Origin of the sequence: Brevibacillus thermoruber 423 (assembly GCF_000454065.1) — a bacterium.
Taxonomy (GTDB): domain Bacteria; phylum Bacillota; class Bacilli; order Brevibacillales; family Brevibacillaceae; genus Brevibacillus; species Brevibacillus thermoruber.
Window position 1 is genome coordinate 634,537 of sequence record NZ_ATNE01000001.1, and the last position, 19,897, is coordinate 654,433.

19 protein-coding genes and 1 riboswitch are annotated in these 19,897 nt (G+C 63.1%); of the genes, 1 reads left to right on the forward strand and 18 read right to left on the reverse strand.

The features are described 5' to 3' along the window. Window positions 1-38: 38 nt before the first annotated feature. Window positions 39-362: a winged helix-turn-helix transcriptional regulator gene (locus M516_RS0103035; protein ID WP_029097820.1), complete on the reverse strand. Its 324-nt coding sequence runs from the start codon at window positions 360-362 to the stop codon at window positions 39-41. Between the two features lie 256 nt (window positions 363-618). On the opposite strand from M516_RS0103035, the gene M516_RS0103040 reads away from it, so the two are divergent. Next, window positions 619-2,010 carry an MFS transporter gene (locus M516_RS0103040; protein WP_051188076.1) on the forward strand — a complete coding sequence of 464 codons (1,392 nt, stop codon included), beginning with the start codon at window positions 619-621 and terminating at the stop codon, window positions 2,008-2,010. A gap of 26 nt (window positions 2,011-2,036) precedes the next feature. On the opposite strand, the gene M516_RS0103045 is transcribed toward M516_RS0103040, so the two are convergent. The 17 genes from M516_RS0103045 to M516_RS0103125 all read right to left on the reverse strand — a co-directional run bounded on the left by M516_RS0103045 (window position 2,037) and on the right by M516_RS0103125 (window position 19,894). Continuing rightward, window positions 2,037-2,351 carry a DMT family transporter gene (locus M516_RS0103045; protein ID WP_029097822.1) on the reverse strand — a complete coding sequence of 105 codons (315 nt, stop codon included), beginning with the start codon at window positions 2,349-2,351 and terminating at the stop codon, window positions 2,037-2,039. Then, window positions 2,333-2,701: a DMT family transporter gene (locus M516_RS0103050; protein WP_029097823.1), complete on the reverse strand. Its 369-nt coding sequence runs from the start codon at window positions 2,699-2,701 to the stop codon at window positions 2,333-2,335. Before M516_RS0103050 ends, M516_RS0103045 begins: the two co-directional genes overlap by 19 nt. Before the next feature lie 81 nt (window positions 2,702-2,782). Further along, window positions 2,783-2,881, reverse strand: a riboswitch (guanidine-I (ykkC/yxkD leader). Between the two features lie 41 nt (window positions 2,882-2,922). Continuing rightward, window positions 2,923-3,798 (reverse strand): HpcH/HpaI aldolase/citrate lyase family protein, encoded by an 876-nt coding sequence (locus tag M516_RS0103055; RefSeq protein WP_029097824.1) that lies wholly within the window; start codon window positions 3,796-3,798, stop codon window positions 2,923-2,925. Between the two features lie 298 nt (window positions 3,799-4,096). Further along, on the reverse strand, window positions 4,097-5,092 hold the full coding sequence (pdxA, locus tag M516_RS0103060) for a 4-hydroxythreonine-4-phosphate dehydrogenase PdxA (protein WP_029097825.1): 996 nt from the start codon (window positions 5,090-5,092) through the stop codon (window positions 4,097-4,099). Then, the gene (locus M516_RS0103065; protein ID WP_029097826.1) at window positions 5,085-6,395 is read right to left on the reverse strand and encodes a four-carbon acid sugar kinase family protein; all 1,311 of its coding nucleotides are present in this window, start codon (window positions 6,393-6,395) and stop codon (window positions 5,085-5,087) included. The genes pdxA and M516_RS0103065 overlap by 8 nt, the downstream gene beginning before the upstream one ends. Before the next feature lie 183 nt (window positions 6,396-6,578). Beyond that, on the reverse strand, window positions 6,579-7,544 hold the full coding sequence (locus tag M516_RS0103070; protein WP_029097827.1) for a 2-keto-3-deoxygluconate permease: 966 nt from the start codon (window positions 7,542-7,544) through the stop codon (window positions 6,579-6,581). Window positions 7,545-7,657: 113 nt separating this feature from the next. Further along, entirely contained in the window at window positions 7,658-9,466 is a 1,809-nt protein-coding gene (locus M516_RS0103075; protein WP_035288611.1) for a sigma-54-dependent Fis family transcriptional regulator, read from the reverse strand. A gap of 121 nt (window positions 9,467-9,587) precedes the next feature. Next, entirely contained in the window at window positions 9,588-10,226 is a 639-nt protein-coding gene (locus M516_RS0103080; RefSeq protein WP_029097829.1) for a precorrin-2 dehydrogenase/sirohydrochlorin ferrochelatase family protein, read from the reverse strand. A 6-nt stretch (window positions 10,227-10,232) separates the two neighbouring features. Continuing rightward, entirely contained in the window at window positions 10,233-10,991 is a 759-nt protein-coding gene (cobA, locus tag M516_RS0103085; RefSeq protein WP_029097830.1) for a uroporphyrinogen-III C-methyltransferase, read from the reverse strand. Then, window positions 10,988-12,040: a nicotinate-nucleotide--dimethylbenzimidazole phosphoribosyltransferase gene (gene cobT / locus M516_RS0103090; protein ID WP_051188077.1), complete on the reverse strand. Its 1,053-nt coding sequence runs from the start codon at window positions 12,038-12,040 to the stop codon at window positions 10,988-10,990. The genes cobA and cobT overlap by 4 nt, the downstream gene beginning before the upstream one ends. Further along, complete coding sequence (locus M516_RS0103095; protein ID WP_029097832.1) at window positions 12,037-13,554, reverse strand: cobyric acid synthase; 1,518 nt, start codon at window positions 13,552-13,554, stop codon at window positions 12,037-12,039. The genes cobT and M516_RS0103095 overlap by 4 nt, the downstream gene beginning before the upstream one ends. After that, the gene (locus tag M516_RS0103100) at window positions 13,547-14,935 is read right to left on the reverse strand and encodes a cobyrinic acid a,c-diamide synthase CobB (protein WP_029097833.1); all 1,389 of its coding nucleotides are present in this window, start codon (window positions 14,933-14,935) and stop codon (window positions 13,547-13,549) included. The genes M516_RS0103095 and M516_RS0103100 overlap by 8 nt, the downstream gene beginning before the upstream one ends. After that, a complete protein-coding gene (locus M516_RS0103105; RefSeq protein WP_029097834.1) occupies window positions 14,932-16,074 on the reverse strand; it encodes a cobalt-precorrin 5A hydrolase in 1,143 nt (380 codons plus the stop codon). Before M516_RS0103105 ends, M516_RS0103100 begins: the two co-directional genes overlap by 4 nt. After that, window positions 16,071-16,853: a precorrin-4 C(11)-methyltransferase gene (cobM, locus tag M516_RS0103110; protein ID WP_029097835.1), complete on the reverse strand. Its 783-nt coding sequence runs from the start codon at window positions 16,851-16,853 to the stop codon at window positions 16,071-16,073. The genes M516_RS0103105 and cobM overlap by 4 nt, the downstream gene beginning before the upstream one ends. Then, complete coding sequence (gene cobI / locus M516_RS0103115) at window positions 16,850-17,566, reverse strand: precorrin-2 C(20)-methyltransferase (protein ID WP_029097836.1); 717 nt, start codon at window positions 17,564-17,566, stop codon at window positions 16,850-16,852. The genes cobM and cobI overlap by 4 nt, the downstream gene beginning before the upstream one ends. Further along, window positions 17,563-18,795, reverse strand: coding sequence for a bifunctional cobalt-precorrin-7 (C(5))-methyltransferase/cobalt-precorrin-6B (C(15))-methyltransferase (locus M516_RS0103120; protein WP_029097837.1), 1,233 nt, complete (start codon window positions 18,793-18,795; stop codon window positions 17,563-17,565). The genes cobI and M516_RS0103120 overlap by 4 nt, the downstream gene beginning before the upstream one ends. Further along, window positions 18,779-19,894 (reverse strand): cobalt-precorrin-5B (C(1))-methyltransferase, encoded by a 1,116-nt coding sequence (locus tag M516_RS0103125; RefSeq protein ID WP_029097838.1) that lies wholly within the window; start codon window positions 19,892-19,894, stop codon window positions 18,779-18,781. The genes M516_RS0103120 and M516_RS0103125 overlap by 17 nt, the downstream gene beginning before the upstream one ends. Window positions 19,895-19,897: the final 3 nt, after the last annotated feature.

Here is a 19,897-nt window from a genome sequence, read left to right on the forward strand (position 1 = left end):
TGCGTGGAAAAAGCAGGAATCGGCGGTTTTCCCCATCCTTACACCCCCCAGGTCTCTCCCCACTCCTTCATCGCGTCAAAAACCGGCCGCAGCGCGAGCCCCTTTTCGGTCAACGAATAGACCACGTGAGGGGGAATCTCCGAGTAGATCGTTCGGTTGACAATGCCCGCTTCCTCCAGTTCCTTTAGCCGCAGGGACAAGGTTCGGGGGCTTATCTCCTTCAAGGATCGCTGCAATTCGCCGAAGCGGCGGGGACCGTAAAACAAATCGCGCAGTATGACAAACGTCCACTTGCCGCCCAACACATCCATGATCTTTTCGATCGGGCACGCGGACTGGCCGCGATCCAACGGGTTCTCCATCCGTTACTCACCTCGCTATACCACTCTATAGTTACTATAAAAAATATCAGTACTTTTATCCAGATAGCACTTCATTTAGTATAGTCCGCAAGGGGCCCCTTGGTACAACAACACATGGATAAAGGATGTTGGAACCTATGAAAGACTGTCGTTTTCCCGGGTCCGCGCCTTGTTGGAGATCACCCGGCAAATCGCTATGGACCACAATACTGCGGCAAAGCGCACAGCAGCTTTCGGCAGGGGGGTTTGAACTGAGATGACGTTACAGCGGGCGTCTGATCTGCAGACGGACACACCCAGGCTGCAAACGAACTCGTCCACGGGTATGGCGACGCTGGTCGCACTGGCGATGGGGTTTGTTATGGCAACGCTTGACGTGACCGTGGTGAATGTCGCCGCTGCCGACTTGCAAAACAAGCTGGACATTACGCTCGCCAGCCTGACGTGGGTTGTCGACGGCTACATTCTGTCCTTCGCCTCTCTCCTGCTGGCGGGTGGCTCACTGGCCAACCGTTATGGCGCCAAGACGGTTTACATGGGGGGATTGACCCTGTTCGTCCTGGCCTCCCTGCTGTGCGCTTTGGCGCCGAGCGGAGCCATTCTCGTGACGGGCCGTCTTCTCCAAGGCGTCGGGGCGGCCTTCTTCATGCCCAGTTCCCTCAGCCTGCTTGCCTACGCGTATCCGGATGAGAAGAAACGGGCGAAAATGTTTGGCATCTGGTCGGCGATCGTCTCCGTCACTTCGGGGCTGGGGCCGTTCATTGGCGGGGTATTGGTCGAGGCGTGCGGATGGCGGAGCATCTTTTTCATCAACCTCCCGATCGGGATTCTCGGGCTGTTCATGACGCATCGGGTGGTGCCTCAGACGCCCCGCGCAGCGGTCGAATTGCATACGGCCCGTCATGCGTGGGGAATGATCGCCCTGGCGGGGCTCTATGCCCTGATCGAAGGCCCGTCTCACGGCTGGACCTCGCCGTCGATCATCGGTGCGGTCTGCCTGGCAGCCGCCGCCGCGATCCTGTTCCTGCACAGGGAGCGCCGTGCGGCAGCTCCGATTATTCCCGTCCGGTTACGGCGAGACTCCCGCTTTGCCGCTGCCAATGCGGTTGGCTTTTTGATCAACTTCGGCCTCTTCGGGGGGACCTTCATGCTGAGCCTCTTTCTGCAAAAGGCGCGGGAAGCCAGTCCCTTTGCGGCCGGGGTACAGCTCCTGCCGATGATGCTCGTGTTCGTGGCGGGCAATCTGTTGTTCGCCCGCCTGACGCCCCGTCTGGGGGCGAGACTGCCCATGCTCGCCTCACTCGCCGTGGCCGGCATCGGGTCGCTGCTGTTGGTCGCCATCTCCCCGGCCACCCCCTATTGGCTGTTGGCGGTCGTGCTGGCGGCCGTCAATCTGGCGGTGGGCGTCGCAGTTCCGGCGATGACGGCAGCCGTGATGCAGGCGTCGGGACTGTCGGACACCAATATGGCCGGCGCCATTTTGAATGCCAACAGGCAGATGGGGGCACTGTTCGGAGTGGCCGTCATGGGCGTGGTGCTCCACGAATCGGCCGACTGGTATGGTGGGGCAAGTCTTGCGTTTCTGATCACGGGGATCGCGTACATGACGGCCGGGGGGCTCGTCTGGCGGTTGATCCGCACGAGTTGAACGAGGGGCCTCATCCCCTCTCCCGGTCAGGAAATCAGCTTCAATCCGACCGCAGCGGCAAGGACGACGCCGATACACAGCATCCGGCGCCAATCGGTTGACTCGCCGTACAGGGCCATGCCCAGAATCGCCCCGCCCGCCGCGCCGATGCCGGTCCAGACCGCATAGGCCGTTCCCATCGGCAGGGTTTCCATCGCGAGGGAGAGAAACAGAAAGCTGGCCCCGAAACTGGCGAGCAGCAGCGCCAGCGTCAGCCAGGTCCGGTCGCGGTGCCATTTGTTGATCATCGCGACGCCCGTCATCTCGAAAAGTCCGGCGGCGATCAGATACAGCCACGCCATTGCGTCTCCCCTCCTTCCGCTTTCTCTTCCGGTTTCTCGTGGGTCACCAGCTTCAGTCCGACTACGCCCCCCAACAGCAGCAGGATAAGGAGCACTTTCAACCACTGAAACGGCTCGCCGAAAAAGACGATGTCGGCAAACACCGTGCCGGCCGTGCCCATGCCGACAAAGACGGCGTAGACGGTGCCCACCGGCAGTGTCCGGCCGGCCCTGATCATCATGAAAAAGCTGACGCCAATGGCCGCTGCGGTTCCCAGCCACGTCCAAAGATCGTACGCGTGTTTCAGCCCGATCACCCACAACACTTCAAACCCTGCCGCAATGAACACCTTTCCCCAATCTCTGTTCACGTCTCTCTCCTCCTCTTCATCCTGGTGGTCTCGTTTTTCCGGAGCAGCAAAAAAACCCGGGGGTATCGTCGGCACAACGATATCTCCCGGGCTTTTATCCCTCCGTGTCACAGCCAATCCGCTGTGTGTTTTCTCTCGGACCAGGCCAGCCAACGCTGCGGAACCCTAGAAAACAAGTGCTCTTCCGTTTGGCCGTACTGTATCACATCGGGGCCGTGGGGTCAAGTACGGGGGTGCTGCAGCGCTTTCGCCTCCCGGAGGATCCGCTTGGCCCGCTCCGCCACGGGGTAGTCGACCAGCTTGCCGTTGACCTGAATGGCGGCGCTGCCGGAAGCGAGCGCTTCGTCAAAGGCGGCGGCGACCGCTTTCGCCTCCGCGATTTCCTCCGCCGTCGGGGAAAACGCGTCGTGGACAATCGGGATCTGGTCGGGGTGGATCACCAGCTTGCCCTGAAACCCGAGCTGCCGCGCAAGGCGGGCCTCATGCGCAAGGCCCTCCGCATCCTTGACGTCCGCGAAGACGGCGTCAATCGGCGGTTCGATGCCGGCTGCCCGGGAAATGACCACCAACTGCGAGCGGGCAAACAAGAGTTCTGTTCCCTCCCGCGTCAGCCGGGCGCCGATATCGAGGGCGAAGTCGACCGAACCGAACGCCAGCCGCTTCACCCGGGGGCTTGCCGAGGCGATGTCGTAGGCGTGGTAGAGACCGGCCGCCGTTTCGATAAGGGGTACGATCTCCGTCGAGCCGCACGGCAGATTCAAGTGATGCTCAAGCTGCGTCAGGTGGGCGTCCGCAGCGAGAATCTGCTGACGGTTTGCCGCTTTGGGCAGAACGATGCCCGTCAGTCCGCGCCCGATCGTGCCGTTGAGGTCGTCCAGGTAAAACGGCGTGGACGGGTCGTTCACCCGCACGTATTGGAGACGGCTGTCGTTTTCCCGCAGCGCCAGGCGCACCATGTCCCGCGCGCCCACTTTTTCCTGAAGCGGCACGGCGTCTTCCAAATCGTAAATGATCATGTCAGCCGCCAGCTCCCTCACCTTGTCCAGCCGCCGCCGGCTGCTGCCCGGCACGAACATCCACGAACGAGCCAACCTCATCCGCCGTCCCCCCTCACGCTTCCCGGTACTGTTCCACGCCCTGCCCGTACGAAAAGGATTCTCCTCTGAGGATCTTGTAACCCATTTTTATTATCTATCAATTTTGATTATTCTCTCTTACAAAAGCGCCCCGCCGCATGATGGATACGAAAAAAAACCCGGGAGATATCGGATCCCCTGATATCCTCCGGGCTGTTATTCCTCGTGCCGCAGCCTGGTAACCATCTGCGTGTTGTCCCTCGGTCCAGGCTGGCCGTTGGCTTCCACACGGCTGGGCCAGCCGGCCTCGGCACGCGCGTTACGCCCGTTTCGGCGCCAGTTCGACCGCCTGACGGATCGCCTCTTTCATGCTCAGCTCGTCAGCCACGCCTTTTCCGGCAATATCGAACGCTGTGCCGTGATCGACGCTGGTGCGGATAATCGGAAGCCCCACGGTAATGTTCACACCGGCTTCCAAGCCGAGCACCTTGACAGGGCCGTGTCCCTGATCGTGATACATCGCGACGACAATGTCGAAGTCTCCCCGCGTCGCGCGGAAAAAGAGGGTGTCAGCCGGGAGCGGTCCCACCACGTCAATGCCCTCCTGCTGCGCCTGCCGAACCGCGGGCACCACTTTTTCCTCTTCTTCGCCGTATCCGAACAACCCGTTTTCGCCCGCGTGCGGGTTGATTCCGCAAACGGCTATCTTCGGGGAGGAAATCCCCGCCTTCTTCAAGGTCTCATGAGCCAGGACGATGACTTTGTAGACCCGCTCCGGCGTGATCATTTTCACCGCATCGATGAGCCCCACGTGGGTCGTCACATGGATCACTCTCAGTTTGGGAGCGGACAGCATCATGGAAACATCCTTGGTATTGGTCAGCTCCGCAAGTATTTCCGTATGACCCGGGTAGATGTGCCCGCCCTTGTGCAGCGCTTCCTTGTTGAGCGGCGCCGTGCAGATGGCGTCGATCTCCCCGGATTTCGCCAGTTCGATCGCCTTTTCCAGGAAGCGGAACGCGGCGTCCCCGGCCTGGGCGGATACCTGTCCAAACGGCAGGTCTTCCGGCAGCAGGTCAAGGTCGAGGCAGTCGATCACGCCGTGTTCGTACTTCGCCGTGCCCGCATCACTGACCCGACTCACGGACAATCCGGCTCCCGTGATGCGGTTGGCGCGCTCCAACATTTTCGCGTCGCCGATGACAAGCGGCCGGCACATCTGATAGACAGCCGGATCTGCCAGCGCCTTTACAATAATTTCCGGGCCGATCCCGGCGGCATCGCCCATCGTAATGCCTACAATCGGTTTACTCATGTTCCCGATCCCCTTTCAAAACGTGTAACGCATGAAGCAGCGTGTGATTGGTGCCAAAAGCTCCCGCCTTCGTGACGACAAACAGCGGGTGCGCGCCAACGAGGCGGCTGAGCGGAATCCCCGGCTCAATCTCGTCCAGGAGCTGAATGCCGCTGACACCCAAGTGGCGGCATACGGCTTTCGCCGTGTCTCCTCCGGTGAGAATCATCCCCTGCAGGTCATGCCGGGCGGCAATGGCGGCGGCGGCGGTGCCCAGCGCATCCGCGATCCGGTTGGAGATGTCCGTGTCCGTCATCCCCCGGGCCTCTCCCAACTCCTTGGCCCCTTTTACATGGGCGGAGGTGGCGAGGGAATAGAACGCCGCATCCCGTCCGCTCTGGACCGCTTCCTCCAGTTCCCGGACGCACCGCTCCAGTTCCCGCTGCTGCTCGTCCTCCCCTGCCAGCAGGGCGAGGGGATTCAGTTCCACGCGAGCCACGTGCGGCGCTTCGCAAACGCGCCTCACCTGCTCCTGTGTCGTTTGCGAGATGCTTCCCGCAACCAGCAGCACCGGTTTTCCGGCCGGGGCAATCGCCACCCTCGGCCGGGGGCGTCCCGCAAGTCCAAGCGTCTCGGGAAGAACATCGGCCAATCCCGCAGAGCCGGTCCACAAGATTCGTGCCCGGTACCCCGTCATGATTGACGCAATCCGCTGCATGTCGCTGTCCGACTCGGCGTCGAAGACCATCACTTCCACGCCGTCCTGCCGCAGTCTGTCCACCTGTGCCCGAACGGCTTCCTCCCCCTCCCGCAGCACAGCCAGCGGGACCAGTCCCGTTTTCCGTTTGGATTGAGAGGCGAGCAGCTTGGGGATGTCCGATTCGCTCACCGGGCATTTGGGATCGCGGGCCATCTCCGTCTGGTCGATGGGCGTCCCGTTGAGAAAGTGTCTCCCGCCTCTCGTCACACGGCCGATTTTGGGATAGGCCGGGGCGACGACGGCGAAATCAAACGCAATCGTGTCCATCACCGCGTCAATTTCCGCCCCGAGATTGCCGCGCAGCGTCGAATCCAGTTTTTTGTAAACATGCTGGAACTCCAGTTCACGCAAATACTGCGCCGCTTCCCTCACCCTGGCGTACGCGTCCGGTATCGGGAGGGAGCGGCTGTCCGTATCCATGACCGCGACGTCCGCGTCGACGCACTCCGCGGCCGCGTTTTTCCAATCAAAAAGAACGCGTGTCTCCAAGCCCATCCGCGCAAACTGAACGCCTGAATCCGAGGCGCCTGTCAGATCGTCTGCGATGATGCCTATTTTTCTCATGACTGTTGCCTCGCCTTCTGTCCATGTTTCTCCCGTCCCGGGCTGTCTACCCCCACCGTCCGCACATCATCCGCCGAGCCGCAGCGGGAAGGCAGAACAGCCAGCCGGGAGCCTCTTTCCTCTGACGATCGAAGCGAAGCGTCCCGAGCCGCTGCCTCGGGACACTCCCTCCTTCTCGATGGCTCATGATTGAGCCGTGTTGCTTTTGACGCCGATCCGCTTCGCCCACCAAGCCGTTACGATCGGTGCCAGAATGGCGGTCACGATCACACAGGAAGCGATCAGCGCCGTTGCCGACGGCACCAATGGTTCGTACACGGGATTGGCGGCAGCTACTGCGGCCGGCACACCCACGGCGTTACCCGCGGTGGTGGCTGCTGCCAAACCGGCAATACCGTTGCCGCCAGTCAATTTGTCTGCGGCAAAGAGCACGATGCCGGTGATGGCGACCACCGCCACTCCCAACAATACCCCCAGCAGTCCGGCTTTCCACACATTCTGAAGGTTCAGACCGGCGCCGAGCGCAAAGGCGAAGAACGGCACCAGTACCGGCACGGCCTTGCCCAGATAGTCGCGCATGTCTTTGTCGAGGTTGCCGAGAATCATGCCGACGACGAGCGGCAAAATGGCGCCGACCAGCGTTTCCCAGGGAAAGGCGGAAAGACCTGCCACACCCAGCGTCACCATCGTCAGGAACGGCCCCGACTCCAGGCTCATGATCGAGTACGCCCCGACGTCTTCCTTTTTCCCGAACTGTCCCATCAACGCCATGTACATGCCGCCGTTCGTGTCGTTCATCGCGGCCACGATCGCCAATACAGACAATCCGGCAAAGAATCCGCTTTCAACCATGCCTTCGCCGAGAAATTTCGCAGCGATAAAGCCAAGCACGACAGCCGTACCCACTTTGGCAGCCAGCAGGGCACCGCCCTTTTTCGCGATATACGGCGTCGCCTTGAAGTCGATGGTCGCGCCCATGCACACATAGAAGACAGCCAGAATCGGGAGTGCTCCGGTCAAAAGCGCACCTGTAAACGAACCAAACGTCTTCGCCGCCCCGGGAAACACGGTATTGATCACCGCACCGAGCAGCAGCGGGACGATCATCATGCCGCCCGGAATCCGTTCAATGGATGCTTTAATTTTCATGCGCAAGTGCCCCCTTTGGTACTATTGTTTAAAAATGAAACAATAACTATTTGATATCGCTTTCAATAGTCATTATAAGACGGGTCAAAGGGGGGATTCAATATTCAAACTGTTTATTTTTTCAACACTCCTCCCAATTTTCGCCACAGCGTTGTTCGATTGATGCCCAATCGTTTGGCCGCGCGTGATTGATTCATGCCTTCTTCTTTCAGCACGTGCAGCAAAATTTGCCGTTCAATCTCTTCCCAAGTTCCCTCCAGATTCAATCCGCCCAGGGGCAGCCCCCCGTTTCCGGCACGTGTTTCCGCGCTGTACCGCTGCCACGCTTCCTGCCATTCTTCCAGGCCCACATAGTGGCCCTCCGTCAGCAGCAGCATTTCTTCCACGACGTTTTCGAATTCTTTCAGGTTGCCGGGCCAGTCGTATTCGGCGAGCCGTTCGATTACCTCTTCCCTGATGCCGACGATGTGCTTGCCGTACGCCGAATTGTGATGGGCGATGAGCACGCGCGCCAATTCCCCAATGTCCTCCACGCGTTCCCGCAGCGGAGGAATGCGCAGTTGGCACTCGGCGAGCTGGTGGAGCAGAAGAGAGGAAAAGCCGCCTCGTTTCGCGACCTGTCCGGGCGACAGGGTGGAGGAGGCAATCAGCCGCAGCCGTCCCCCTTTTTGCAGCTCGGCCGCCAACTGATCCTGCAGGCGAACAGACAGCTTGTCCGCTTCCTCCAGGTACAGGGTTCCTCCTGATGCGGTTGTAAGCAAACCTGGTTTTTCCTCCGTTCCGAACAGTTCTTCCGCCAGCCTCTCTTCCTCTGCGGATGAACAGCAGACGGAATAGAATCGGTGCCGGCCTTGTCTGCTCGCCACGTGGATGGCTTGGGCAAAATGCATGCGGCCGCTGCCCATCTCCCCGGTGAGCCAGACGCTTTTGTTCGTCTGCGCGTACGTCTGGGCCCGCTTTACCGTTTTCGCAATCTCCCGGCTGGACCCGATCACCTGCGCAAACGCGGCCAGCCGCTCCGGCGTCTGTATCTCCCGAAATGGCTGGGGCGGCACGCCCTTGCTTTCCTGCAGGTAGAGAACAAAAGCGGCCGGTTCCTCCTTTGTGCGGGCGGCAATCCGGATATCGCACAAACGGTCTTGTATCGCCACGTGTTCTGCTGTGACCGTTGTGCCGTCCGGCTGGTCGGCGGAAAGCAGGGACGCAACTGCCGGCGGAATCGCGTCGGCATTGCCCAGCCACGCCTGCGCCGCAGGATTCGCGTACAGGATGTCGCCGTTCGCACGCACCGCCAGCACGCCTGTCGTGTCGTGCTGCAGGAGTTCCTCGTAAAAACGCGCCTTTTCCTGCCCCTTCATGTAGATATCGTGGACGTACACCAGCTCCGTCAACATCTCCTGGACGGACTCGCGGCCGGATGTGATGAGGATGCCGTGATAGCCCATTTCCTGTGCGGTCCTCACCGTGACGACATCGCCCAGTACGATTTGCGCGCCCTGATTGGTCGCCTGCTCCAGCGCGCCTCTGACTTCAGACTCATGGTGAACGGGGTAAACGGGTATTTCAAGGTTGAGCAGGCTGGAGACGGTCGCCGCCCCCTGGCAGATTCCCGGGAAGCCGATGATGGCCGGCTTGCTGTTGGAATCCTTGATCAATGTGAGAACGCGCAGGATGTCGTAGCCGGAGACGGGGATGTCCACGACCGGAATGGACACGTGCTTGCGGATGAGCTGGGCCGTTCCGCCGCGGCTGACAATCACGTCGTACTTTTGCTTCTCGGCCTGCAGCACAATGGGCAGGGCCTCTTCCAGATCGGCGATTTCCACATCCATCTCGATCCGGTCGTCTTCTTTTGCGATGTCCAGCAGCAGATCCCGCAAGCCCGGGTACGGCGCGATGCCTTTTACCTTGATCTTCGCCATGTTCTTGCCTCCAATATGTTGCGAAATGAAACAGGTATCGCTAAAATTATACAACTTTGGCCGGAAAAAGCAAAAGAACCGGTACACCCGTTGTCCGGGCTGCCGGTTCATGACGTTTCGCTCAGGGTTTCCCCAGGTTTCGGATCACCTGCTCCGCTTCCTGATCGCGCCGCTCTGTTTCTCCCGCCGCGGTCCACTGCAGGAAGCGGTCGTCCAGCAGTTCGGCCAGAACGGCCCGGCGCTGTGTTTCGTTCAGTCCGAGCGCGAGCACCCTGTCCCGCATCGCTCCCAAAAAGGCCGTGTATTCCCCGTACTCCGGTCCGAACCGCTCCTCCAACTGCCGGCGCAGTTTTTTCGCCAGACCGGGGTTGTGTCCGCCCGTGGAAATGGCGATCTGCATATCGCCCCGCTCCACCACGGACGGAACGGTAAACGTGCACAGGTCGGGACGGTCGACGACATTGACCCACTGGTGCGGGCCGCACGCCCGGTGGACAGCCAGATTGACGCGGGGATCGTCCGTGGCTGCGATCACCACGACCGCGTCCCGCACGTCGTCAGGAACAAACGGGCGGCGGTGCAGCGTAATGCGTCCCGCTTCCGCCCACGAATCGACCGCCGGCGTGCAGGCGGGACTGACGACCGTGACGACGGCTCCCGTGTTCAGCAGGCCGCCGATCTTTCGTTCCGCCACGTGTCCCCCGCCGACGACGAGACACCGTTTGTCCCGCAGATTGGCCATCATCGGGTAGAGCCGCACCCTGCCTCACTCCTCGAACCACTTGATCTTCTCCCGCAATTGTACCACGTCGCCGACCAGAATGATCGCGGGGTTGGAGATGCCGGGGTGGCGCTGGACCGTTTCCTCGATGGTGGCCAGCGTCCCGGTCACCGTCGCCTGCTCCGGCAGCGTTCCCCTGGCGATCACGGCGACGGGCGTGTCCGGCCGGCGGCCATGTTCCAGGAGCCGGGCACAAATCAGCGGCAGATTGGCGATCCCCATGTAAAAGGCGACCGTGTCCACGCCGCGTGCCAGCGCCCGCCACTTTTCCGCGTCCTCTCCCGATTTGCCGCCGCTCAAGTGCCCGGTCACCACGGCAAAGGAAGAGCCGTGCTCCCGATGCGTGACGGGGATGCCGGCATAGGCCGGAGCGGCGATGCCGGCCGTGACGCCGGGAACGATCTCAAACGGGACGCCTCTTTGGGCCAGATGCTCGGCTTCTTCACCGGCCCGGCCAAACACGCACGGGTCTCCGCCCTTGAGCCGGACGACCGTTTTGCCCTCCAGCGCCTTTTCTGCCAGAAGCGCGTTGATCGCCTCCTGCCGCATCGTGTGGTTGTCCGGCAGTTTGCCGCAGTAGATGCGCTCCGCGTCTTCCCGGACGTGCTCCAGCAGCGTCGGATTGGCCAGGCGGTCGTAGATGACGACGTCCGCCCGACGCAGGCACTCCAGCCCTTTGACGGTGATCAGCTTGGGATCGCCCGGCCCCGCCCCGACAAGGTATACCTTGCCGCGCTGCGTCATCGGCTGCTCACCCCTGCCGACTCAAATGTCGCCATCTCCCGAATCATCCGGGTGGCCGCCTCCACGATCGGAAACGCCACCGCCGCCCCGCTGCCTTCGCCGAGCCTGAGGCCCAGGTCGATCAGCGGCTCTTTGCCCAGCGCCCGGAGCGCATGGAGATGGCCTGGCTCCTGGGAGCGGTGGCCGGCGATCAGGTAGTCGGCCGCTCCCGGACAGAGGCGGACGGCCAGCAGTGCCGCCACCGTGGAGATGAAGCCGTCCACCAGCACGGGGATGCGCCGCGCCGCAGCACCGAGCACGGCTCCCGCCATGGCGCCGATTTCCAGGCCGCCTACTTTGGCCAGCGCCTCCAACGGCCGGGCCGGGTCCGGACGATGCCGGGCGAGCGCCTGCTTGACGACCGCTTTTTTCCGCTCCCACGCCGCGTCGCCGACGCCCGTCCCGCGGCCGACCAGCTCATCCGGTTCCGCCCCGCTCAGCGCCGCCAGCAGGGCGCTGCTGGCCGTCGTGTTGCCGATGCCCATCTCGCCGATGATCAACAGCTTCGCGCCCTCGTCGGCAATTGCGCCGGCACACTCCAGGCCGACCTGTACGGCGCGCTCCGCCTCTTCCGGCGTCATGGCCTCCTCCCGCAGCAGGTTGCCGGTGCCCGGCCTGATTTTTTTTCGCCACACGCCAGGCGCCTCCACATCGGCAGCTACACCCACGTCCACCACGTGCAGCAGGGCTCCGATCTGGCGGGAAAAGACGTTGATCGCCGCGCCCCCGGCCGCGAAGTTGGCCACCATCTGGGCGGTCACTTCCTGCGGGTAGGCGGAGACCCCCTCGGCCGTCACGCCGTGGTCGGCGGCAAAGACAAGCACGCCGGGCGGTGTTACGGAAGGAAGCGCGCTGCCCGTCATCGCCGCCAGCCGGACAGCCAGCTCCTCCAGCCGGCCCAGGCTGCCCAGCGGCTTGGTCAGCTGATCCACGCGGCGTCTGGCCTCAGCCGCCGCCGCTTCGTTCAGCGGCTCAATCTTTACATACGGTTGTGTCCATTCTGTTTTCATCTTCCCACCCCATTTTCCTGAAACGCTCTCATCCGCTCCTCGATCAGATCCAGCCGCACGTGTCTCCTGACGCAGTCGGCCAGCAGGTCAAATCCCCGCTCCCGCAGCGCGACAAACGACGGCCGTTCGCCAAGCGGCGCCAGCCCCTTCCGCGCGCGAAGCTCGTCGAGCAGCAGCCAGCGGAATTCATCGTTGTGAAACAGCCCGTGAACATACGTGCCGAGCACCCGCCGCTCGGGATCGCAGAAGCCGTCCGCGCGATCGGCGAGCCGGATGAACGGGGAGACCCCGTCGGCAAATACGGAACGGCCCATGTGGATCTCGTACCCCTCCAGCCGAATCCGCCTGCCCGCGAACGACGCCTCGCCGCTGCACAGGACGGTGGTTTTGCGCCGCTCCAGCGTGGTCGTCATCGGGATCAATCCCATGCCCGCCACCGATTGGCGGGGCGACTCCACACCGTCCGGGTCGCTGACCGTCCGCCCCAGCATCTGATAGCCGCCGCACAGGCCAACCAGAAACGAGCGGCCCGCCGCGTGCAGCGAGAGAATCTCCCGCTCCAGCCCCGTCTCCCGCAGGAACAAGAGGTCTTCCAGCGTGTTTTTGCTGCCGGGGAGCAGGATCAGATCGGGCTGCCCCAGCTCTTCCGGCCGGGTGACATAGCGAACGGTGCAGTCCGGCTCGACGAAAAACGGATCGGCGTCGGTAAAGTTGGAAATGCGCGGATAGCGGATCACCGCGACATCGATCTCCCGTGCCGTTTCCTTTTGCCCCTGGTAGCGGTGCAGGATGAGCGAATCCTCCGCGTCGATCCACAGGTCGGGAATGAACGGAACGACGCCCAGCACCGGTTTGCCCGTGTACTGTTCAAACCAGTCCAGCCCCGGCTGGAGCAGGGACAAATCGCCGCGGAACCGGTTGATGATCACGCCGATCACCCGCTCCCGGTCCTGCGGCTCCAGGAGCTGCAGCGTGCCCACCAGGCTGGCGAAGACGCCGCCCCGTTCGATGTCGGCCACCAGGATGACCGGCGCGTTGACGAGGCGGGCCACCCGCATGTTGACCAGTTCCCGATCGTTCAGGTTGACCTCGGCCGGACTCCCCGCCCCTTCGATCACGATCCGCTCGTACGCAGCGGCCAGCCGGCCGTACGCTTCCCGGATCACGCGCAGTCCCTCCTCGAAAAAATCGCTGCGGTAGGCGAGCGCCTTCATGTTGGCGTACGGTTCGCCGTTTACCACGATCTGCGACTCCGCGTCCCGCGTCGGCTTGATCAGGATCGGGTTCATGTCGGTGGTGGCGATGACGCCGGCCGCCTCCGCCTGCACGCCCTGCGCCCGCCCGATTTCCTTGCCGTCCAGCGTGACGTAGGAGTTGAGCGCCATGTTTTGCGATTTGAAGGGAGCCGTCTTGTAGCCGTCCTGGGCAAAGATGCGGCAAAAGGCCGTCGCCAACACGCTTTTGCCCGCGTCGGAGCTGGTTCCCTGAATCATCAGCGGCAGCGCCTTAGCCACGCGCCTTCACCTCCAGGCACCGCTCCACCCAGCGCTTGGGCAGGGCGGGGTTGGAAGCGAAGTGCAGATGGGTGTAGCCGGCCACCAGATTGTCGCGGGCGTACCCCTCCGGTTTCGTGCCGCGCAGCCCCTTTGTCTCGTACGCGTGCGGCAGCTTGAGGTCGGCCGCAAACGTGGAGTAGTGAAACTCGTGCCCGTGGGCCTGTTCGTCCGGGCCGATCAGGAAGTTTTCCGCCGTCCCCCGCACCTCCCGGTAGCCGAGCGCGGCCAGCCGCTTCTGCATCGTCACCGTGCCGGGGATGATACCGGCCATCGGGTAGGTGCGTCCGTCCGTCGTCACGATCGCGTCGGTCAGGTACATGAATCCGCCGCACTCCGCCAGCGTCGGCAGTCCGGCCCGCACCGCCCGGCGGAACGACTCCAGCACCGTCCGGTTGCGCGACAGCTCGGCAGCGAACTCCTCGGGAAACCCGCCGCCGATGTAAAGGCCGTCCGCCTCCTGCGGAACGGGCTCGCCGGCCAGCGGGGAGAAAAAGAGCAGTTCCGCCCCGTTTGCCTCCAACAGCTCCAGGTTTTCCGGATAGTAGAAGTGGAACGCCGCGTCCTTGGCGACGGCGATCTTCACCCGTTTCTCCCCGGGGACGGCGGAGACGGGAGCAAACAGCTTCCGTTCCACATGAAACGGCTCCGCCTGCGCCAGCTCCCAGACCCGGTCCACATCCACCGTCTCCGCCACCCGTTCGGCCAGGCGGTCAAACAGCGGCTGCAGTTCGCCCCGCTCCACCGACGGCACCAGGCCGAGATGGCGCTCGGGAATTTCCAGGTCGGCCTCCCGCTTGAGGTAGCCCACCACCGGCACTCCGCACTCCTGCTCGACGGCAGCCTTGACGATTTGGTAGTGCCCCTCGCTGCCCGCTTTGTTGGCGACCACTCCGACGATCCGCACCTGCGGGTTGAGCATTTGAAAGCCCTTGACGATGGCCGCCGCGCTGCGGGCCATGCTCTGGCAGTTGACCACCAGCAGCACGGGCGAAGCCGTCAGCAGGCTGATCTCCGCCGTGCTGCCCCGGTCGCTGGTCGGCTCCTTGCCGTCGTACATGCCCATCACGCCCTCGATCACGGCGATGTCCGCCCCCTCCGAGCCCCGGGCAAAGATCTCCCGGACGGTGTCGTGCGGCAGCATCCAACTGTCCAGGTTGCGCGACACCCGTCCCGTCACCGCCGTGTGGTAGGTCGGGTCGATGTAATCCGGGCCGCACTTGAACCCCTGGACGGCGTACCCTTTTCGCTTCAGGGCCGCCATCAGGCCGATGGTGACGGTCGTCTTGCCGGCGCCGCTGCCCGTTCCGGCGATCACGATCCGGCGGTCGTTCGCGCTCATGGGCGTCCCTCCCCGCCGTACGGCATCAGTCCCACGGAGATGGTGACGTTGCCCGATTTCTTCTTGGTCAGCACCAGCTTGTCGACGCCCGCGTACAGCTTGGCCGCCGGTTCGCTCACCCCGTACGCGCCGGTGTACTTGAACACCGTGTCCGACGGCTCCTCCATCGGCACGCGGTTCAGCTCTTCCGGCGCATACCAGACAAACGGCCAGCCGTATTTTTCGCACACGGCGATCAGGCCCGCTTCATCCTTTTTCAATTCGATCGTGGCCACCGCTTTGACGCTCTTGAGGGAGAACTTCAGGTCCTCCAACGTTTCCTTTATCACCGCTTCGATCTCTTCCGCCGACGTTCCCCGGTTGCAGCCGATGCCGAGCACGATCACCTTGGGCCGGTACAGGACCCCGTTGTCCAAAATCGCTTCTTCCTCGCGGGTCAGCAGGCGGTGCGTCACCACCAGCGCCGCCTGCGGCCGGTCAGCCAGCGCATCCGGAATGGACGTGTACACCCGAATGTTGGGGGGCATCGGCGTGTCGTGCATCCACCAGTGGCGCTCCCCCGACTCCTGCACCACGGCGACGCGTTCCTCATTGACCACGGAGGCGCTGACCGGGGTCAGTTTGTCCGCCGACTCCCACTCCCAGCCGAAACGGCGGCCAAACAGGTCGACGGGAATCGTCTTCTGCACGTCGGAGGCGGTCGTGATCACCGGCCGTGCCCCCATCACCGCCGCCACTTCCCGCGCCAGCTCGTTGGCGCCGCCGAGGTGGCCGGACAGCACGCTGATCACATGTTCCCCCTGGTCGTCGATCACCACCACGCCGGGATCGGTCTTTTTGTCTTCCAACAGCGGCGCGATCATCCGCACGACGGCGCCGAGCGAGATGATCACGATCAGTCCCTTGTAGGCCGGCCAGAGCGCGGGAAACAGCAGGCGGACGCTGCCGGAAAAGAGCTGGATGCCCTTTGCCCCCTCGTCGCCCTTGGCAAACTTGCTCATGTAGTAGAGATCCGTCCCCGGAAACGACTCATGCAGCCGGCGCGCCATCTCCACACCGTGCTTGGTGATGGCGATGATCGCGTAGTCGCCCCGCTGCTCGATGGCGGGAATCTCCCCTTCCGTCAGTTCGATGATCATCCCTCTGTCACACCTTTTCTGTACCCGTGGGTAAAGGTTTTGTCGTACAACTTGGAGCGGTGCTGCCCGCTCTTTTCGTGAATGGCCGGGTCAAGCGCCCAGCCGGCCAGAATCATCGCGTGCGAGCGGATGCCGTGCTTGCCCATCTCTTCGTCCAGATGTTTCAGCGTGGTGCGGACGATCACCTGATCCGGCCAGCTCGCCCGCTGCACCACCGCCACCGGCGTATCTTCGCTCCAGCCCGCTTCCGTCAGCTCGCGGACCACTTTTTTCGTCAGGGTGGCGCTCAAAAAGAGGGCGATCGTGCAGTGATGCTCCGCCAGCGCGCGCAGCTTTTCCCGCTCCGGCACCGGGGTGCGCCCCTCCGCCCGGGTGAGGATCAGCGTCTGCGTCAGCTCGGGGATGGTCAATTCCGCCCCCAGCGCCGCCGCCGCGGCAAAGACGGAGCTGACGCCCGGAACGATCTCCACGTCTATGCCCGCTTGTTTCAAGAGGGCGATCTGCTCCATCGTCGCCCCGTAGACGGACGGGTCACCGGTGTGCAGCCGGACCACTGTCTTCCCCTGGCGGACGCGGTCGACCATCAGCTCCACCATCTCTTCCAGCGCCATGCCGGAGCTTTGCAGGACTTCCGCGCCCGGCTTGGCCTTGGCCGCCAGTTCGTCGCTGACGAGCGAGTCGGTGTAGAGGACAACGTCCGCCTGCTGCAGCAGTTTCAGCCCTTTTACCGTAATCAGATCCGGGTCGCCCGGACCCGCTCCCACGATGTACAGTTTCATGTCTTTTTCACCACCATCAGCGTGAGGTAGCCGAGCTCCGCCCGCTCCAGCTCCCGGACGTCTGTCCACACCATCTCTTCGGCGGAGGTTACTTTCGTGGCGACGGCCGCCTTGTCGACGAGGTCCAGCTCGCGCAATAGCCCGATGATCATCGGCAGCACCTTGGCCACCTTCAAAAAGACGACGCAGTCGTGCGAAAGCAGCGCCTGTCTCATCGCCTCCCGGTCGTCCGTGGCCGGAATGATGCCGATCTGCTCGTCGCCGTCCGCAAGCGGCAGGCCGAGGCGGGAGGCGGCGCCGAGAAACGAAGAGACGCCCGGCACGGAGACAATCGGCACCTCGGGATGCGCCGCCTGCATCACCCGCATCATGTGAATAAACGTGCTGTAAAACAGCGGATCGCCCTCGGTGACAAAGGCGACGTCCTTGCCTTGGCGCAGCCGCTCCCAGACGAGTTCCACCGTGTTGGCCCACTCCCGCTCCAGCACTTCCTTGTCTTTGGTCATGGGAAAGACCAGTCCGAGCATCTCCTTGCCTTCCGAAGGCTTGACGTACAGCTCGGCGATCTGGTGGGCGTAGCTTTTGCTGCCCATCCGCTTTTTCGGGTAGGCGACCACCGGCGACTGCTGCAGCAGGCGAAATGCCTTGACCGTGATCAGCTCCGGATCGCCGGGGCCGACGCCGATGCCGTACAGGGTTCCAATCCTGCTCACTCGCTGTCTCCTCCTCTCTCTTTCTCCTCCTGCTTGGCCCAGGCGGTGATGATGTAGACGGGGTTGAGCCCTTCAAACCGGGTCATGTTCAGGATCGGCTTGCTGCGCGACAGCTGCGCCAGCGTCACCGAGGTCTCAAAGTGTTCCTCCGCAAACGCCTGCGTCGCCGCGTACAGCGTCTCGATCGTGGCCGCGTTGACGACGATCCGGCCGTTTGGCTTCAAGCGGCTGCAGCAGACGTGCAAAAGCTCCCGCAGTTCGCCGCCACTCCCGCCGATAAAGACCGCGTCCGGGTCGGGAAACTGGTCCAGTCCCTCCGGCGCCCTGGCGTGCACGACGGTGAAGTCGGTGCGGAACTTGGCCATGTTCTGGCGGCAGTTTTCCAGATCGTCCGCGTTTTTTTCCACCGCGTACACCTCGCCTTCCCGGGCGATGCGTGCCGCTTCAATCGCCACCGAACCGGTGCAGGTGCCGATGTCCCAGACGACGCTTGTGGCGTGAAGCTGCATCTGGGCCAGGCTGAGAATGCGCACTTCCTTTTTCGTGATCAGCCCTTTGTCCGGCTTGCGCTGGGAAAACTCCTCGTCGGCGATGCCGAGCGGCCAGACGGGGCTCTCCCGCCGCTTGCGCAGGATCACCACGTTCAGGTCGGAAAAGGCGCCGTCCGCCATCTCCTCCAGCGAGTACCAGCCGGTCCGTTCTTCCGGACTGCCCAGGTTTTCGCCCACAAACGCGTCGTACTCGGTCATGCCAAACGCGAGCAGGTAGCGGGCGATGGCGGCGGGATTGTTCTCGCGGTCGGTCAAAAGGGCCACTTTTTCCCGGCCATCGATCCGCTGCGCCAGCCCCTTCATGCTGCGCCCGTGCACGCTGGCGAAGTAGGCGTCCTGCCACGACTCGCCCGTCTTGGCAAAGGCGAGCTGAATCGAGCTGAGGTGCGGGTAAATTTCCACGTTCAGCTTTTTTGCCAGCAGGCTGCCGACGCCGTAAAACAGCGGATCGCCCGAGGCGAGGATCACCGTTTTCCGCTTCTCCTCGCGCAGCCGGTCCGCCAGCGCCGAGAGGCCTCCCTTCAGCACCAGCTTTTCGCCCGCGTACTCGGGAAAAAAGGAGAGGTGCCGCTCTCCGCCGACCAGCAGTTCGCTCTCCATGATCCATGTGCGGTACAACGGCAGCAGGCTCTGCTGCCCGTCGTCCCCGATTCCGATCACCTTAATCGCCTGTGTCATTCACTGTCACCCTTCCCAACAGGGACCCTTTCATCGTAATCAGCACGGTCTCGATTTCCATGCCGCCGCCCGCTTCCTTCAGGCCGGCGCGGCAGCAGCTTTCGCACAGCTTGGCAAAAAAGGCGGGGTAGTCCGCCATCATGTCGCCCACCTGGGCCGCGGTGTTGGCTTCCTTCGCCTGCTGCACCAGCTCGTCGGGCGCCCCCGCCTCGGCCGCGAGCCCGGCGAGAAAGCCGAAATCGACCGGCGCGCTTTTGGAGTGAACCATCATCACGCCTTGGGCCACTTTGGAAAACTTGCCCATCATCCCGACCAGGGTCACCTTTTTCACCTGCTTTCGCTTGCACTGCTGCAGGGAAAACCCGACGAAATCCCCCATCTCGACGAACGCTTCCTCCGGCAGTTCGGGGTACAGCTGCATGCCGAACTGCTCGCTTTTCCCGCCGGTGGACAGCACGATGTGCTCGCATCCCGCCTCGCGGGCCACATTGATCGCCTGGGCGATGCTGGCCTTGTAGGCGGCGGTGGAAAAGGGGACGACGATGCCGCGCGTGCCGAGAATGGAAATGCCGCCGATGATGCCGAGCCGCCCGTTCAGCGTCTTTTTCGCGATCTCCTCACCGGCGGGCACGGAAATGACCACGCGCACGCCCCGTTCCACGCCGTACTGCTCCAGCACGGACTGGACCGCCTCCCGGATCATTTTCCGGGGGACGGGGTTGATCGCCGCCTCGCCGATCGGCACCGGCAGGCCCGGTTTGGTCACCCGGCCCACGCCGACGCCGCCGTCCAGCTCCATGCCCGGCTCGTCCCGCCAGGTGACCGTGCTGAGGATCAAGGCGCCGTGGGTGGCATCGGGGTCGTCTCCGCCGTCCTTGATGATGCCCGCCGTCGCCTCGTCGGCCGTCCACTCGCAGCTCTCCAGTTGAAACGTCACATCCATGCCGGCCGGCAGGGGAATGGTGGACTGCGTCTGCCGCTCCTGGGTGATCAGGGCGGTGAGGGCCGCCTTGGTCGCCGCCGCGGCGCACGCGCCCGTGGTGTATCCGTGGCGGAGCGGTTTCGCTTCCTTTTCGTCCGTTGCCGCTTTTGCCGCCATGAC

What these genes read in the sequence shown, in the direction of transcription:
- M516_RS0103040 (WP_051188076.1), top strand. Translation starts at nt 619, where the DNA reads ATGACGTTACAGCGGGCGTCTGATCTGCAGACGGACACACCCAGGCTG.
- cobM (WP_029097835.1), bottom strand. Translation starts at nt 16,853, where the DNA reads ATGAAACTGTACATCGTGGGAGCGGGTCCGGGCGACCCGGATCTGATT.
- M516_RS0103125 (WP_029097838.1), bottom strand. Translation starts at nt 19,894, where the DNA reads ATGGCGGCAAAAGCGGCAACGGACGAAAAGGAAGCGAAACCGCTCCGC.
- M516_RS0103065 (WP_029097826.1), bottom strand. Translation starts at nt 6,395, where the DNA reads ATGAGAAAAATAGGCATCATCGCAGACGATCTGACAGGCGCCTCGGAT.
- M516_RS0103045 (WP_029097822.1), bottom strand. Translation starts at nt 2,351, where the DNA reads ATGGCGTGGCTGTATCTGATCGCCGCCGGACTTTTCGAGATGACGGGC.
- M516_RS0103075 (WP_035288611.1), bottom strand. Translation starts at nt 9,466, where the DNA reads ATGGCGAAGATCAAGGTAAAAGGCATCGCGCCGTACCCGGGCTTGCGG.
- cobT (WP_051188077.1), bottom strand. Translation starts at nt 12,040, where the DNA reads ATGAAAACAGAATGGACACAACCGTATGTAAAGATTGAGCCGCTGAAC.
- M516_RS0103105 (WP_029097834.1), bottom strand. Translation starts at nt 16,074, where the DNA reads ATGATCATCGAACTGACGGAAGGGGAGATTCCCGCCATCGAGCAGCGG.
- M516_RS0103055 (WP_029097824.1), bottom strand. Translation starts at nt 3,798, where the DNA reads ATGAGGTTGGCTCGTTCGTGGATGTTCGTGCCGGGCAGCAGCCGGCGG.
- M516_RS0103100 (WP_029097833.1), bottom strand. Translation starts at nt 14,935, where the DNA reads ATGAGCGCGAACGACCGCCGGATCGTGATCGCCGGAACGGGCAGCGGC.
- pdxA (WP_029097825.1), bottom strand. Translation starts at nt 5,092, where the DNA reads ATGAGTAAACCGATTGTAGGCATTACGATGGGCGATGCCGCCGGGATC.
- M516_RS0103120 (WP_029097837.1), bottom strand. Translation starts at nt 18,795, where the DNA reads ATGACACAGGCGATTAAGGTGATCGGAATCGGGGACGACGGGCAGCAG.
- M516_RS0103035 (WP_029097820.1), bottom strand. Translation starts at nt 362, where the DNA reads ATGGAGAACCCGTTGGATCGCGGCCAGTCCGCGTGCCCGATCGAAAAG.
- M516_RS0103070 (WP_029097827.1), bottom strand. Translation starts at nt 7,544, where the DNA reads ATGAAAATTAAAGCATCCATTGAACGGATTCCGGGCGGCATGATGATC.
- cobA (WP_029097830.1), bottom strand. Translation starts at nt 10,991, where the DNA reads ATGACGCAGCGCGGCAAGGTATACCTTGTCGGGGCGGGGCCGGGCGAT.